We start from the raw sequence: 14,133 nt of genomic DNA on the forward strand, positions 1-14,133 counted from the left end.
AGTAAACCGTGTCCTACCGATCTCCGTCGGCGGCATCCTCCGCGGACGGCGGGGCGGGCGCCGGATGCGGAACAACGTCCAGGACGGCCTTTTCGATGCGGTCTCGTAGCTGCGGGCTGTCGGCGTCGCCGAGATCGAGGCAGAACGCGTCGACCACGGCCGAACCCATCGTGACCACCTTGGCCCACCGCACGTTCGTCCCGGCCGCGGCGAAGGCGCCTGCCAGCCTGCTGAGCAGGCCGACCCGGTCCTCGGCACGCAGTTCGAGGATGGCCTGACCGGGTGCGCTGGTCGTCGACCAGATCAGCCGCGGCACGGCCCGCGCGTAGCGGCCGGGCCCGGCGCCGACCGCCTCCGCTTCGCGTTTGGCCAGCACCTCGGGCAGATTCAGCGCGCCGGAGGTCGCGCGGATCAGCTCCTGCCGCAGCAGGCCCGCGTCGGGCGGGTCACCGAACTTCGGGGTCACCACGAAGGTGTTGATCGCCGAATCCCCCGCCCCGCCGAGCGCGGCCGAGAGGACACGCAGGGAATGCAGGGCCAGCACGCCCGCCGCGTCGGAGAGCAGGCCGGGTTCGTCGGGGGCGATGACCGTCACCACGTAGGTGTGCTTGCCCTCGCCCGGCGCGAGCGTGACGTGCACGCCACCGGCCCTGGCCTTGTCCAGCAGGACGGGGTCGATCGGTTCCGGTTGCGGCAGCGGCTCCCCCGCCATCACCAGCTTGCAGCGGCGGACCAGGTCGCCGATCAGCGAGGCCTTCCAGTCGCCCCAGACGCCGGGGCCGGTGGCCATCGAGTCGGCCTCGGCCAGTGTGTGCAGCAGTTCGAGCAGACCGACATCACCGCCGAGCGCGTCGGCGACGTACCGCACCGTCTCCGGGTCGGCCAGATCGCGCCGGGTCGCGGTGTCCGGCAGCAGCAGATGGTGGCGCACGATGGCGCTCAGGGTGCGCACGTCCGACGGCCACAGGCCGAGCCTGCGGCCGATGTGAGTGGCGAGTTCGGCGCCGACCGCGCTGTGATCGCCCGCCCTGCCCTTGCCGATGTCGTGCAGCAGCGCACCGAGGGTGAGCAGGTCGGGCCGGGCGACCCTGGTGCTCATCGCGCCGGCGTAGGCGACGGTCTCCATCAGGTGCCGGTCGACGGTCCAGGTGTGCAGCGCGTCGCGGGGTGGCAGATCACGCACCGCGCCCCACTCGGGAAACAGCCTGCCCCACAGACCGGTTCGATCGAGCGCCTCGACCGCGTCGATGCTGCCGCGGCCCGCGCCGAGCAGCACGAGCAGATCGTTTTGCGCGTCCTTGGGCCACGGCTCGCGCAGTTCGGGCGACTCCTCGGACAGCCGGTTGAGCGTGGTCGCCGACATCGGCAGCCCGGTCTGCGCCGAGGCGGCGGCGACCCGCAGGATCAGGCCGGGGTCGCGCTGTGGCCGCGCGTCCCTGGCCAGCACCACCTCGCCGGCGTGCTCGACCACCCCCTCATCGAGTGGTCGGCGCACCGGCATCCGGCGCAGGCGGGCCAGGCCGCGGCGCGGCAGCGCGTTGGCCGCGGTGCGCAGGCCGACATCGGTCGAATAGCTCACCGTGCGGGCCGAATCGCTCAGCGTGCGAGCCAGATCGAACCGGTCGCCGATGCGCAGCGCGGCGCCGATCTCGTCGGCGTCCTGGGCGCGCAGCTGGTCGCGGGCACGACCGGCGACCCGGTGCAGTTCGGTGCGCACGTCGAGGAGCCTGCGGTGCGCCTGCTTCAGACCGCCGCCCGGCACCTCGGGGCCGAGGCCCGGCATGGCGTCGGTCAGCTGGGCGATGGCGAGTGCATCGAGCAACTGGACGTCGCGCAGACCGCCGCGCCCGTTCTTCAGGTCGGGTTCGGCGCGGTGGGCGATCTCGCCGCTGCGCTCCCAGCGGGCGGTGGTCTGGGCGATCAGGTCGTCGAAACGGGACCTGATGCCGGTCCGCCATTCCCGGCGCACCCCGCCGATGAGCAGGTTCGACAGGTCCTCGTCGCCGACGATGTGGCGGGCCTCGAGCAGGCCGAGCGCGGCGATCATGTCGTCGGCGGCCACCCGCAGGGCCTGCGGCACCGTGCGCACGCTGTGATCGAGCTTGATGTGGGCGTCCCAGAGCGGGTACCAGAGCTGGTCGGCGATCTTCGACACCACGGCGGGGTCGACATCGTCGTGCAGCAGCACCAGATCCAGGTCGGAGTACGGCAGCATCTCGCGGCGCCCGAGGCCACCCACCGCGACGACGGCCAGGCCGCTGTCAGCGGTGATGCCCAACTCGTTGCCCTTGCTGGTCAGCCAGAGTTCGAACAGGTCGACCAGCGCCGCACGCAGGGATTCCGGATCGAGCCGCGGATTGCGGGTCCCCGCCCCCTCGAGCAGCTGCGCCCTGGCCTTGACCAGGTCAGCCGCGCCGTTGTGCTGAATACCGCCGTTCTGTTGTGCCACAGTCCCACCCGCCATTCATGCAGGCGGCCCCGCCCCGACCGGTCGTGCCGGTGGGAGCGGGGCCGCCGCTCGATCGTCAGCTGTACGTCGCTACCGAATTACAGTGCGTCGCTTCCACGTTCGCCGGTGCGGACGCGGATGATGGTGTCCACCGGGGTCACCCACACCTTGCCGTCACCGATCTTTCCGGTGCGCGAGGCCTCGACGATCACCTCGACGACCTTCTCGACCGAGGCATCGTCGACGACGACCTCGACGCGGACCTTCGGAACGAAGTCCACCGAGTATTCCGCACCGCGGTAGACCTCGGTGTGGCCCTTCTGCCGGCCGTAACCCTGGACCTCGCTGACGGTCATGCCGAGCACGCCTGCCTGTTCCAGCCCGGTTTTCACATCTTCGAGCGTGAACGGTTTGACGATTGCCGTAACCAGTTTCATGTTCGTCATGCCTCCTTGACGAGCGAGCGTGCCGTGCCACCCACAGCAGTGAAATCGTATGCGGTTTCCGCGTGCTCGGACTCGTCCAGACCCGCCGACTCGGACTCTTCGCTCGCGCGCAGGCCGATGGTGAACTTGATCGCGTAGGCGATGACGGCCGTCACGACGAGCGAGTAGGCCAGGACGGCGAAGGCACCGACAGCCTGCAGCTTCAACTGCTCGACTCCACCACCGTAGAACAGACCTTCGACAGCCGCGGGAGCTTCGGCCGTGGCGACCAGACCGACCATCAGGGTGCCGACCAGACCACCGACGAGGTGGACGCCGACGACGTCGAGCGAGTCGTCGAAACCGAAGCGGAACTTCAGGCCGACGGCCAGTGCGCACAGCGCACCGGAGACCACGCCGATGGCCAGCGCGCCGACCACGTTCACCGACGAACACGCCGGGGTGATGGCGACCAGACCGGCGACGATGCCCGAGGCCGCGCCCAGGGAGGTCGGGTGACCGTCACGGATGCGCTCCACGAGCAGCCAGGCGAGCATGGCGGCCGCGGTGGCGATGGTGGTGGTGAGGAAGGTGGCACCGGCGATGCCGTTGGCGCCGACCGCCGAACCCGCGTTGAAGCCGAACCAGCCGAACCACAGCAGACCGGCGCCGAGCATCACGAACGGCAGGTTGTGCGGACGGAACGGGGTCTTCGGCCAGCCCTTGCGCTTGCCCAGGATCACGGCCAGGACCAGGCCGGCAACACCGGCGTTGATGTGGACGGCGGTACCACCGGCGAAGTCGATCGCCTTGATGCCGGACGCGATCCAGCCACCGTTCTCGGCGGTGACGCCGTCGAAGGCAAAGACCCAGTGCGCGACGGGGAAGTACACGACGGTGACCCAAATTCCGGCAAACAGGAGCCACGATCCGAACTTCAGGCGGTCGGCGACCGCGCCCGAGATGAGTGCGACGGTGATGATCGCGAACATGAGCTGGAAGGCGACGAACACCGACAGCGGGATGGTGCCCGCCAGCGGGATACCCGCCGGCGCCTCCGGGTCGGTGGTGGCCAGGTACTGACCGCCGAACACGCCCTTCAGGCCGAAGTACTGGAGCGGATCACCGAGGAGGTTGCCTTTGTCCTCGCCGAATGCCACTGAGAAGCCGTAGAGACACCACAGGATGGTCACGAGGCCCATCGCCGAGATGCTCATCATGATCATGTTCAGCACGTTCTTGCCACGGACCATACCGCCGTAGAAAAACGCCAAGCCCGGCGTCATCAGCAGCACGAGTGCTGATGCGGTCAGCAACCATGCAGTGTCACCGGCGTCGGGTGCGCCGATTACGGGAAATGCCACCTTGTGTTCCTCCTCATCTCGGGCCCTGCCGATGACGGCAAAAGGACCTGTACAGAGGGTCGCCACTCGGTGTTTCATCCGTTGAGCAGTGGTGTTTCACCTGAGTGAACGGATTGCGCGGTTGTGTTGCTTCCACGTTTCGTGTGGTTGGCCACCGCCTGACTGCTCACGGTGAGGTCGGTATGAGTGTGCGATTCACCTGGTGTTCGCGGTGGGAGGCGGAGACGGCGTTTCGCCTGGAAACAGCGCTGCCCGCCCGATCGCTGGGATCGGGCGGGCAGCGGGGACAGGCTAGGAGGTACCGCCGAGCAGGGCGTCGACGAAGGCGCCGGGCTCGAACGGCGCCAGATCGTCGGCGCCCTCACCCAGACCGACGAGTTTCACCGGAACGCCGAGCTCGTGCTGCACCTGGAACACGATGCCACCCTTGGCGGTGCCGTCCAGCTTGGTCAGCACCACACCGGTGATGTCGACGACGTCGGCGAACACCCTGGCCTGCATCAGGCCGTTCTGGCCGACGGTCGAGTCGAGGACGAGCAGCACCTCGTCGACCTCGGCCTTCTTCTCGACGACCCGCTTGACCTTGCCCAGCTCGTCCATCAGGCCGGTCTTGGTGTGCAGGCGACCGGCGGTGTCGACGAGGACGGCGTCGACACCGCGATCGATGCCTGCGGTGACCGCGTCGAACGCGACGGCGGCCGGGTCGGCGGCCTCCTTGCCGCGCACGGTCTCCGCACCGACCCGTTCGCCCCAGGTCTGCAGCTGATCGGCGGCGGCGGCGCGGAAGGTGTCGGCGGCGCCGAGCAGCACCCGGCGGCCGTCGGCGACGAGCACGCGGGCCAGCTTGCCGGTGGTGGTGGTCTTGCCGGTGCCGTTGACACCGACGACCAGCAGGATCGCCGGGTGATCGGCGTGCGGCAGCGCGTGGATGGACCGGTCCAGCTCGGGGCGCAGCGCCTCGATCAGCACGTCGCGCAGCGTCGCGCGGGCCTGTTCGGGGGTGCGCACGCTGCGCGCGGCCATCTCCTCGCGCAGGCGTTCGACGATCTTCGCGGTGCTCGCGGTGCCGATATCGGCCAGCACCAGGGTGTCCTCGATCTCCTCCCACGAGTCCTCGTCGAGGTCACCACCGCCGAGCAGGCCGAGCAGGCTCTTGCCGACCGCGTTCTGCGAGCGCGACAGGCGGCCGCGCAGGCGGACCAAGCGACCCGAGGTGGGGTCGATCTCCTCGATGGCGGCGGCGACGGCGTCGACCTCGGCGGGCGCGGTCTCGACGGGCGCCGCGGTGGTGGCGGGTGCCGATTCCTCGACGGGCGCGGTTTCCGTCGGTGCGGCCTCGGCGGGGGCGGTGTCGGCCGGGGTGGTCTCGACGGGCGGGGCGGTGGCGACCGGCGGGGTGTCGAGCGTGCTGAGATCGTCCGGGACCACCACATCCTCGGTGACCTGCACGTCCGCGTCGGGCAGCGGGACATCGGTGATGCTGCGCCGCGGCGCGTCGCGCGGGACGGCGGCATCGTCACCGACGTGCGGCTGCCCCTCGGTATCGGTCCGCTCGGGCGCCGGTTCGGGGCGCGGCAGGGTGGCCGCCGGCCCGCCCTGTTTGAAGTTGAACCCCCCGGACGCGGTGTAGCCACCGGACCGGTCCGTCAACTCCTTGTCCGGCTCGGGCGGCGCCAGGGAGATCTGGCGCCGCTTGTACAGGACGAAACCCGCGACGAGCGCCACCAACAGCACGGCGGCGATCGCGGCGATCAGGATCCACGCTTGCGAACTCACCCGGCCGAGTCTATTCGGGCGGCTGATCGTCCCACGTCGGCGGCGTCGGCGCGGCGGGTCGGTAGCAGGGGAAAGGGCCCGTCGGCACGCCGCGGAAACAGTACAGATTCGTTGTCCTGCGGAACTTCTGGCGCTCGCCCCATAGGATCGGCGGCGTGACCGATCGAAACGTGCTTGGGGGGCCGCTGGAAGAGTGCGGCACCGATCCTCTCACGGGCTTCTACCGGGACGGCTGCTGCAGCACCGGTCCGGAGGATCTCGGCAGCCACACCGTGTGCACCGTCGTGACGGCGGAATTCCTGGAGCATCAGGCATCCATCGGCAACGACCTCAGTACTCCGCGTCCGGAGAACAACTTCCCCGGCCTGCAGCCGGGCGACCGCTGGTGCGTGGTGGCGGTGCGCTGGTTGCACGCGCACGAGGACGGCGTCGCCGCGCCGGTGGTGCTGGCCGCGACACACGAGAATGCCCTGGAGGTCATCTCCATGGACATCCTGCGCAAATACGCCGTAGACGTCCCAGACGACGTCAGCGACCTGTTGTAGGGGTCCACGACAGCTCCTCGCAGGGACATGGGTAACTCCCGGGGAACGCCCAACACCTGACCGTACGGAAACCCCCGGCCCGATACGAAACGCCGCCACCCACTCACGACCGGCAAGAGTCGCGGAGAGGCGGGTGAGCGTGGCGTCGCCGGTGGGCCTTTTGACGGCAGGCCGGTGAGCAGTAGCGGGCTGGTCGGCCGGTGGTGGACCGATGAACGGGTCCGGCGCAGACGGGGCAGAGCGGTTGCGATGTTTCGTCACGTCGACGGGTTTCGTCACGATCGACTTTCGCGGGTTCCGTTACGAGTGACGGGCGGGTGCGCAAGGCATCGAGGATGAGCACGACCGCGGGCGCCAAGGGGTCTTCGGCGCGCCGATGTCGTTGGATCGCAACGCATCCGGTGAAGATGTCGAGGACATCGGTGACGGCGACATCCGGGCGTACCGCGCCCTGACGCTGGGCGGCGGCGAGCAGTGCGCCGAGGGCGCGGTGGAAGCGGTTGCCCGCGCCGCGCAGGAGTGCACGCGGCCAGCCGTCGTCGGATTGCACCAGGTCGCACAGGTCTTTGTTGCCGGGCGTCGTGACGATGACGTGGGTGCACAGGGCGAAGAAGGCCGCGCCGGGGTCGGGGTCGGTGAGGTGGTCGGCGGCCAGCGCTGCCAAGCGGTCGACCCGCTGGTGCATCACCGCTTCCAGGAGATCGGTTTTCGTGGGGAAATGCCGGTGGACGGTGCCCGCGCCGACACCGGCGCGGCGGGCGACCTCGGCCAGTGAGACCGTGGTCCCCCGCTCGGCGAGCGCGCGTTGCGCGGCGGCGAGGACGAGGGCGCGGTTGCGCCGCGCGTCCGCTCGGATCGCGGGTTCCACGCCGTTGTCGACGGTCATTTCGTTACGCCTTCCCTGCACGACACCTGGCCAACCGGGTCGGACCGCCCGTACCGTCCGGAATACGGGTCGCCCGACCCGATTCTAGGGAACGAAACGGAGCTCATCCGCAATGTCATCAGCACATCCCGTTCTGGTCACCGGCGCGACCGGCAAACAGGGCGGTGTCACCGCCAGGACACTGCTCGCCGGCGGCCACCCGGTGCGCGCCCTCGTCCGCGACCCCGCCGCCCCGGCGGCCCGCGTCCTGGCCGACGCGGGCGCCGACCTGGCGGTAGGCGATTTCGACGACCCCGCCTCACTGCGCGCGGCGGCGACCGGCGCACGGGCCGTATTCCTCATTCCCCCAGCCGATTACGGCCCCAGCGGCTGGACCGCGGGCGCCGAGGCCCGGCGCGGCATCGCGATGGTCGACGCGGCCCGCGCGGCAGGCGTCGAGCAGATCGTCTTCTCCGGCATCGCCACCATGGGGCAGGCCGACTCGTGGGGCCAGGAGGGCAAACGGCAGATCGAGGACGCGATCCTCGCCTCGGGCCTGCGCTACACCCTGCTGCGGCCGGTGCGCTTCATGGAGAACTATCTGTTGCAGGGCTCGCCCGTCGACGGTGTCCGCGTGGGCGGCGAGCACCCGCACCTGTTCCCGGCCGACCGGCCGCTGCAGATGATCGCGCTCGACGACATCGGCGCGTTCGCCGCGCTGGCCTTCGGCGATCCAGACGGCTGGCACGGCCGCGCACTGGAACTGGCGAGCGACGCGATCACTCCAGTCGACGCGGCCGCCGCCATCAGCGCGGCCACCGGCCGACCGGTCCACTACCGCGAGGTCGGCGAGGCCGAGGCCGAAGCGATCGGCCCGCAGCTGGGCAACACCTGGCGGCTGATCCGCGAGACCGGCGGCTGGCAGGCCGACCTGCCCGCCCTGCGGCAGCTGTACCCGCAGCTCACGAGCCTGCCGGAGTGGCTGGCCCGTGGCGGCGCCGCGAAGATCCGGGCCCGGCTCGATGCCGAGGCCTCAGCGGCCTGACCGACTGCGTCCCGGCGGGTGTCGCGCCGTTCGGACAGGGCCCCGGCATCGCGGCGCCGGGCGGATCAGTTCAGCGCGCCGTCGTAGTCCGGGAACTTGAAGGTGCGCTCGGCATGCCCGCCGGACAGGTCCGACGGGCTGTTGCCGATATTGGCGACGATCGTGTAGCCCTTGCTCTCGATGTCGGCCCGGCTGGCGGTCTTGTACTCGGCCAGGCCGGCATTGCCCGCCGACAGCGTGGTCGGCGCGCTGCCGTACAGCGCGTCGACCGGGTAGCCGACCGAGGTCAGGTTCGCCTGCGAGTAGGCGTTGATCAGGGCGGGCCTGCCGGTGACGAAGATGATCGCGGCGCCGTTCTGTTTCGCCCAGGTCGCCAGGCCGAGCACCGGCTGGATCGCCGGAATGATCAGGCCGGTGTTGTAGGAGGTCTCCAGCGTCGTGTTGTCGATGTCGAAGACGATCGCCGGACGGGTCGCGCCGGGCAGCCTGCCCGCGAGATAGGTCTTCGCCTCGGCCACGACGGGGGTGATCTCGCCGATCCACTGCGCGTATGGCGGCAGCTCGGACTTGTTGCCCGACAGCGAGGACGAGCCGCCGCCGGACAGGGACGACGAACCGGTGTCGGCGCCCGCGGCGGGCAGGGGAGCGAGGAGCGCGGCCGCGACACCGACGACGAGCGATGCAGTAACACGTTTCATCTATCGCACGCTAACAGCGACCGGGCCAATGAAACGTGTCACAGTTTCACAATCCCGCACAGTGGGACTACTAAGCGGGCGCGCCCACCGGATCGGCGTCGGACACCTCGGCCCGGTTCAACCGCTGCGAGATCACCTGCGTGATGCCGTCACCGCGCATGCTCACGCCATAGAGGGCATCGGCGATCTCCATGGTCGGCTTCTGGTGTGTGATGACGATCAGCTGGCTCTTCTCCCGCAGCTGCTCGAACAGCCCGATGAGCCTGCGCAGGTTGGTGTCGTCCAGCGCCGCCTCGACCTCGTCCATCACATAGAACGGGGACGGCCTGGCCCGGAAGATGCTGACCAGCAACGCGACCGCGGTCAGCGACTTCTCGCCACCGGAGAGCAGCGACAGTCGCTTGACCTTCTTGCCCGGCGGCCTGGCCTCCACCTCGATGCCGGTGGTGAGCATGTCGGTCGGATCGGTGAGCACCAGCCTGCCCTCGCCACCGGGGAACAGCTTGGCGAAGACGCCGACGAATTCGCGTTCCACGTCGGCGTAGGCCTCGGTGAACACCTGCAGGATGCGGGCGTCGACCTCGGCGACCACATCGAGGAGGTCCTTGCGCGCGTTCTTGACGTCTTCGAGCTGGGTGGCGAGGAAGTTGTAGCGTTCCTCGAGCGCCGCGAACTCTTCCAGCGCCAGCGGATTCACCTTGCCGAGGGTGGTGAGGTCCTTCTCGGCGCGTTTGGCGCGGCGCTCCTGGGAGGCCCGGTCGTAGGGCATCGGCTGCGGTGCGCTGACCTGTTCGCCGCGCTCCTTGGCGTCCTCGTACTCCTGCAGTTCCAGCGCCGACGGCGGCAGCGGGACATCGGGTCCGTACTCGGCGACGAGATCGGCCAGGGCGATGCCGAACTGTTCGGAGATGGTGGTCTCGAGCTGCTCGATGCGCAGGGCCGCTTGGGCTTTGGCGACCTCGTCGCGGTGCACGGCGTCGGTGAGCTGGGCCAGCTGGGTGGTCAGCGCCCGCGCCCGTTCCTTCACCTGTTCCAGCGCGGCGGCACATTCCCCGCGCCGCCGGACCAGCTCGTCCCGGCGCGCCGCCGCCGCGGCGACGACCCGTTCGAGCTCGTGCGCGATCTTCGCGCCCGATTCGGCGACCGCCGCGGCGACGGCGGCGGCCTGCCGGCGGGCGGCTTGCGCGCGTTCGGCGCGGGCCCTGGCCTCGCGTTCGGCACGGGCGGCTCGGCGCAGTGAATCCGCTTTGCCGCGTACCGATTCCGCGCGTTCCTCGGCGGTGCGCACGGCCAGGCGGGCCTCGACCTCCATGGTCCGGGCCTCGGCGAGCGCGGCGGCGGCTTCCTCGCGTTCCCGGCCTGCGGTCTCGGTGCTCGCGGCGCCGTAGCTGTCGTCGTCGCCGTCGTGTTCCATCTCGGCGTGCCGGAGGCGGTCCTCGAGTTCGGCCAGGGTGGCCAGGGACTTCTCCCGCGCGGATTCGGCCTCGGCGCGCTGGGTGGCGTGCCGCTCGCCCTCGGTCTGTGCCGCGCGAGCGGTCTGGCCGACGCGGGCCAGCCGGTCGTAGATCGCCAGGAGCGCCTGATCGGATTCGTGCAGCGCCAGCAGCGCGTGGTCGGCGGCGTCCTTCCGGTCGGTCTGCTCGGCCAGGGCACCGGCCAGGGCCGCTTCCAGTTCCTCGGCCCTGCGCTGCGCCGCCGCCAATTCGGCGGTGGCGGTGTCGATCTCGGCCTGCACCTCGAGCTGACTCGGCATCCGCTCCGCACCACCGACGATCCAGCCCGAACCGGCCAGATCGCCGTCGCGGGTGACCACCCGCAGTTCGGGGCGCAGCGCGACGAGCTCGGTCGCGGTCGCCAGATCGTCGACGACCACCACGCCGGCGGTGAGCGCGGCGAGGGCTGGGCGCACCTGCTCGGCGCCGTCGATGACCTCGGCGAGCCAGCGCGCGCCCGCGGGCAGGGCGCCACGCTCGGCGGGGACCAGCCCGGCGGTGGCGAAGACGAAGGCGACCCGGCCGCCGTCGCCGGAGCGCAGTTCGCGCACGGCCGCGTCGGCGGCGGTCGGGGTGTCGGCGGTGATCGCGTCGGCCAGCGGGCCGAGCAGCGCGGCGACCGCGGCCTCGAAGCCACCCTCGACGCGCAACTGCGCCGACAACCGGTCACCGAGACCGCTCACGCCGTGTTCGAGCAGCCAGGCCGCGCCGTCCTTGCGGGCCAGGTTCATTCCGAGCGCTTCGATGCGGGCGCCGAGCCGGGCGACCAGCTTGCTTGCCTCGCGGTCCTGTTCACGCAGTTCGCGCACACGCTCGTCGGCCAGTTCCAGCGCCGCGACGGCATGTTCGTGCTGGGCGTCGAGCCCCTTCTCCCCCGCGTCGAGTTCGCCGAGTTCGTCCTGCACCGAGTCGTATTCGACCTGGGCGGCCTCCCCGCGGTGGCGGGCGTCGGCGATCGCGACCGACAGCCGGGCGATCTCGGCGTCGACCGATTGCGCCCTGGTGCGCAGGTTCTCGACCTGGCCGGAGAGCCTGGCCAGGCCTTCGCGGCGGTCGGCGATGGCACGCACGGCGGCCAGATGCGCCTGCTCGGCGGCCTTGGCGGCGTATTCGCGATCGGCGAGGGCCTCCCTGGCAGCTTCGAGGGTCTCGGCGGCCATCTCCACCGCGTAGCGCAGTTCGGCTTCCTCGGCCTCGATCCGGTCGGCCTCGGCTTCGAGCTGTTCGGGATCGCGGCCGGTCCCCACGGGCGCCTCGGCGTGCAGGTGCCTGGCCCGGTCACCGGCGATGCGGATGGTGGCATTGACCCGCTCGGCCAGCGCCGAGAGCTGGAACCAGGTCTGCGCGGCCGCCTCGGCGCTGGGACTCAGCCGCGACAGCTGGAACTCCTGCTGGGCGAGTGCGGCATTGGCGGCGTCGAGCGCGGACTGCACGGTGATCTGCTGCTCGCGGGCGTAGGCCTCCTTGCTGAGCTGGGACTCCAGCTCGTGGCGCCGGGTGACCAGGTCGTCGGCGGCCAGCCGTAGCCGCGCGTCGCGCAGGTCGGCCTGCACGGTCTGCGCGCGCCGCGCCACCTCGGCCTGCCTGCCCAGCGGCTTGAGCTGGCGGCGCAGCTCGGTGGTGAGGTCGGTGAGCCGGGCGAGGTTGGCCTGCATCGCGTCGAGCTTGCGGACCGCCTTCTCCTTGCGCCTGCGGTGCTTGAGCACACCCGCGGCCTCTTCGACGAACGCGCGCCGATCCTCCGGCCGGGACTCCAGGATCGCCGAGAGCTGGCCCTGACCGACGATGACGTGCATCTCGCGCCCGATGCCGGAGTCCGACAGCAGTTCCTGCACATCCATCAGCCGGCAGCTGCTGCCGTTGATCTCGTACTCGCCCGCGCCGTCACGGAACATCCGCCGGGTGATCGACACCTCGGCGTAGTCGATCGGCAGCGCGCCGTCGGAATTGTCGATCGTCAGCGTCACCTCGGCGCGCCCGAGCGCCGCGCGCCCGGTGGTGCCGGCGAAGATGACGTCCTGCATCTTGCCGCCCCGCAACGCCTTGGCACCCTGCTCGCCCATGACCCATGTGAGGGCGTCGACGACATTGGATTTACCGGACCCGTTCGGCCCGACGACGCAGGTAATCCCCGGTTCGAAGCGCAGCGTGGTCGCGGACGCGAAGGACTTGAACCCCTTCAACGTCAGGCTTTTCAAATGCACGCTGTGCCGCCTCTCCGCGATTCGGGCCAGACCTGGGCGCGGGAGGACAAGGCACGCGGCCGGCGGTGGTGGGGTCGCTCAGGTAGCCGGTACCCGGTGAGTTACCCATGTGCTCACGAGAGACTAGCGGAAAACGCGGCAAAACTTTCACGAGAGCAGGGGTAGCTGATCGGTCGCGAGCCGACGTTCCGTGCTCGCGACCGGCGTCAGTGCAGGTTGTGTGGGTGGTGCGGTTCTCTGTGCTTCATCTGCCGCTGGAGCTGGCGAAGGTGGGTTTGGGTGCCCGGGGTAGCTTCCCAGCCGGTGATCACGCGGAACAGCAGGACCGCGCCCCACGGGCCGATGACCCACATCGGCCAGAAGTACGTGAGCTCCCCCGCGGTGAGCGAGATCAGACCCCAGATGACCAGCACGATCACGCTGACGCCGAGCCAGCTGCCCGCCTCGATGCGCTGCCAGACCGGGATGCGCTTGCCGGGTTGGCGCTCGGCGGGTGCGGTGGCCTGTTTCGGCAGCGGTGGCAGGTCGGACAGGACGACCGCGAGTTCGTCGCGCGTGGTGGTCGCGTAGACCTTGGCGACGCGCTGGTCGTATTCGGCCAGGTCGAGGCGCCCGTCGGCCAGGTGGGTGCCCAGCTGGGCGACGATCGCGTTGCGCTCGGCATCGGACGCGCGTGTGCCGGGGGTGATGTCCATGCCGACATCCTCTCGTTCACCAACCACAGTGGAGTATTGGTTCCAGCCTCCACCCTCCACTGTGTAATGTCAACCCGCGTGCGGTGGGTCAGAGGATGGCGAAGGCCACTACGAGACCGAGCGCGAAGTGCGCGGCGGCGACCACGAGCACCTCGGGGGTGTAGGTCTCGGCGTGCAGCGTGCGGCCGATGTCGATGCCGGTGACCTTCTCGATCACCCGCACCGAGATCACCTGCGCCACGATGCCGACCAGGCCGTACACGACCGCGGCGATCAGCCCTTCCGACAGCTTGTTGACACCGCCGGTGGCCAGCACGGCGAACACGACGATGAACGCCATGCTCACCATGCCCGCCGCGGACACGATCAGCGCGTTGGGCTTGCCCGCGACGACCAGGTCGCGCAGCTTGCCGGGCGTGGTCAGGTCGATGGCGAAGAAGCCGATCAGCATCAGTACCAGGCCGATCAGGCAGTACAGGATGATGGCGCCGACGCCTTCACCGAGCGCACTCCAATAACCCGATTCCAGGGCGAGGGCGGTCATCGTGGTCCTTTCGAACAATGGTGGGTGGTC

11 protein-coding genes are annotated in these 14,133 nt (G+C 70.2%); 2 read left to right on the forward strand and 9 right to left on the reverse strand.

Annotation, left to right across the window (positions count from 1 at the left end; genetic code table 11):
* Positions 1-13 precede the first annotated feature (13 nt).
* The 4 genes from ACFVAV_RS06500 to ftsY form a co-directional block, all read right to left on the reverse strand.
* The gene (locus ACFVAV_RS06500; RefSeq protein ID WP_379030968.1) at positions 14-2,449 is read right to left on the reverse strand and encodes a [protein-PII] uridylyltransferase; all 2,436 of its coding nucleotides are present in this window, start codon (positions 2,447-2,449) and stop codon (positions 14-16) included.
* A gap of 98 nt (positions 2,450-2,547) precedes the next feature.
* Complete coding sequence (locus ACFVAV_RS06505) at positions 2,548-2,886, reverse strand: P-II family nitrogen regulator (RefSeq protein ID WP_110036141.1); 339 nt, start codon at positions 2,884-2,886, stop codon at positions 2,548-2,550.
* 5 nt (positions 2,887-2,891) lie between these two features.
* Entirely contained in the window at positions 2,892-4,238 is a 1,347-nt protein-coding gene (locus ACFVAV_RS06510; protein ID WP_379030971.1) for an ammonium transporter, read from the reverse strand.
* 291 nt (positions 4,239-4,529) lie between these two features.
* Positions 4,530-6,014, reverse strand: coding sequence for a signal recognition particle-docking protein FtsY (gene ftsY / locus ACFVAV_RS06515; protein ID WP_379030974.1), 1,485 nt, complete (start codon positions 6,012-6,014; stop codon positions 4,530-4,532).
* Between the two features lie 155 nt (positions 6,015-6,169).
* On the opposite strand from ftsY, the gene ACFVAV_RS06520 reads away from it, so the two are divergent.
* A complete protein-coding gene (locus ACFVAV_RS06520; RefSeq protein WP_019048221.1) occupies positions 6,170-6,559 on the forward strand; it encodes a DUF2237 family protein in 390 nt (129 codons plus the stop codon).
* A 103-nt stretch (positions 6,560-6,662) separates the two neighbouring features.
* On the opposite strand, the gene ACFVAV_RS06525 is transcribed toward ACFVAV_RS06520, so the two are convergent.
* A complete protein-coding gene (locus ACFVAV_RS06525) occupies positions 6,663-7,445 on the reverse strand; it encodes a TetR/AcrR family transcriptional regulator (protein ID WP_379030977.1) in 783 nt (260 codons plus the stop codon).
* A 112-nt stretch (positions 7,446-7,557) separates the two neighbouring features.
* Between ACFVAV_RS06525 and ACFVAV_RS06530 the strand changes: the two genes are divergently transcribed.
* Positions 7,558-8,469 (forward strand): NmrA/HSCARG family protein, encoded by a 912-nt coding sequence (locus ACFVAV_RS06530; protein WP_379030980.1) that lies wholly within the window; start codon positions 7,558-7,560, stop codon positions 8,467-8,469.
* Positions 8,470-8,534: 65 nt separating this feature from the next.
* Here ACFVAV_RS06530 and ACFVAV_RS06535 read toward each other — a convergent pair whose 3' ends face one another.
* The 4 genes from ACFVAV_RS06535 to ACFVAV_RS06550 form a co-directional block, all read right to left on the reverse strand.
* Positions 8,535-9,167: an HAD family acid phosphatase gene (locus ACFVAV_RS06535; protein WP_379030983.1), complete on the reverse strand. Its 633-nt coding sequence runs from the start codon at positions 9,165-9,167 to the stop codon at positions 8,535-8,537.
* A 70-nt stretch (positions 9,168-9,237) separates the two neighbouring features.
* Complete coding sequence (gene smc, locus ACFVAV_RS06540; protein WP_379030986.1) at positions 9,238-12,864, reverse strand: chromosome segregation protein SMC; 3,627 nt, start codon at positions 12,862-12,864, stop codon at positions 9,238-9,240.
* 206 nt (positions 12,865-13,070) lie between these two features.
* The gene (locus ACFVAV_RS06545; RefSeq protein ID WP_379030989.1) at positions 13,071-13,559 is read right to left on the reverse strand and encodes a DUF1707 domain-containing protein; all 489 of its coding nucleotides are present in this window, start codon (positions 13,557-13,559) and stop codon (positions 13,071-13,073) included.
* Positions 13,560-13,647: 88 nt separating this feature from the next.
* Positions 13,648-14,103, reverse strand: coding sequence for a DUF350 domain-containing protein (locus ACFVAV_RS06550; RefSeq protein ID WP_379030992.1), 456 nt, complete (start codon positions 14,101-14,103; stop codon positions 13,648-13,650).
* Positions 14,104-14,133 lie beyond the last annotated feature (30 nt).

Source organism: Nocardia sp. NPDC057663 (assembly GCF_042799895.1).
In the GTDB taxonomy this organism is placed as follows: Bacteria; Actinomycetota; Actinomycetes; order Mycobacteriales; family Mycobacteriaceae; genus Nocardia.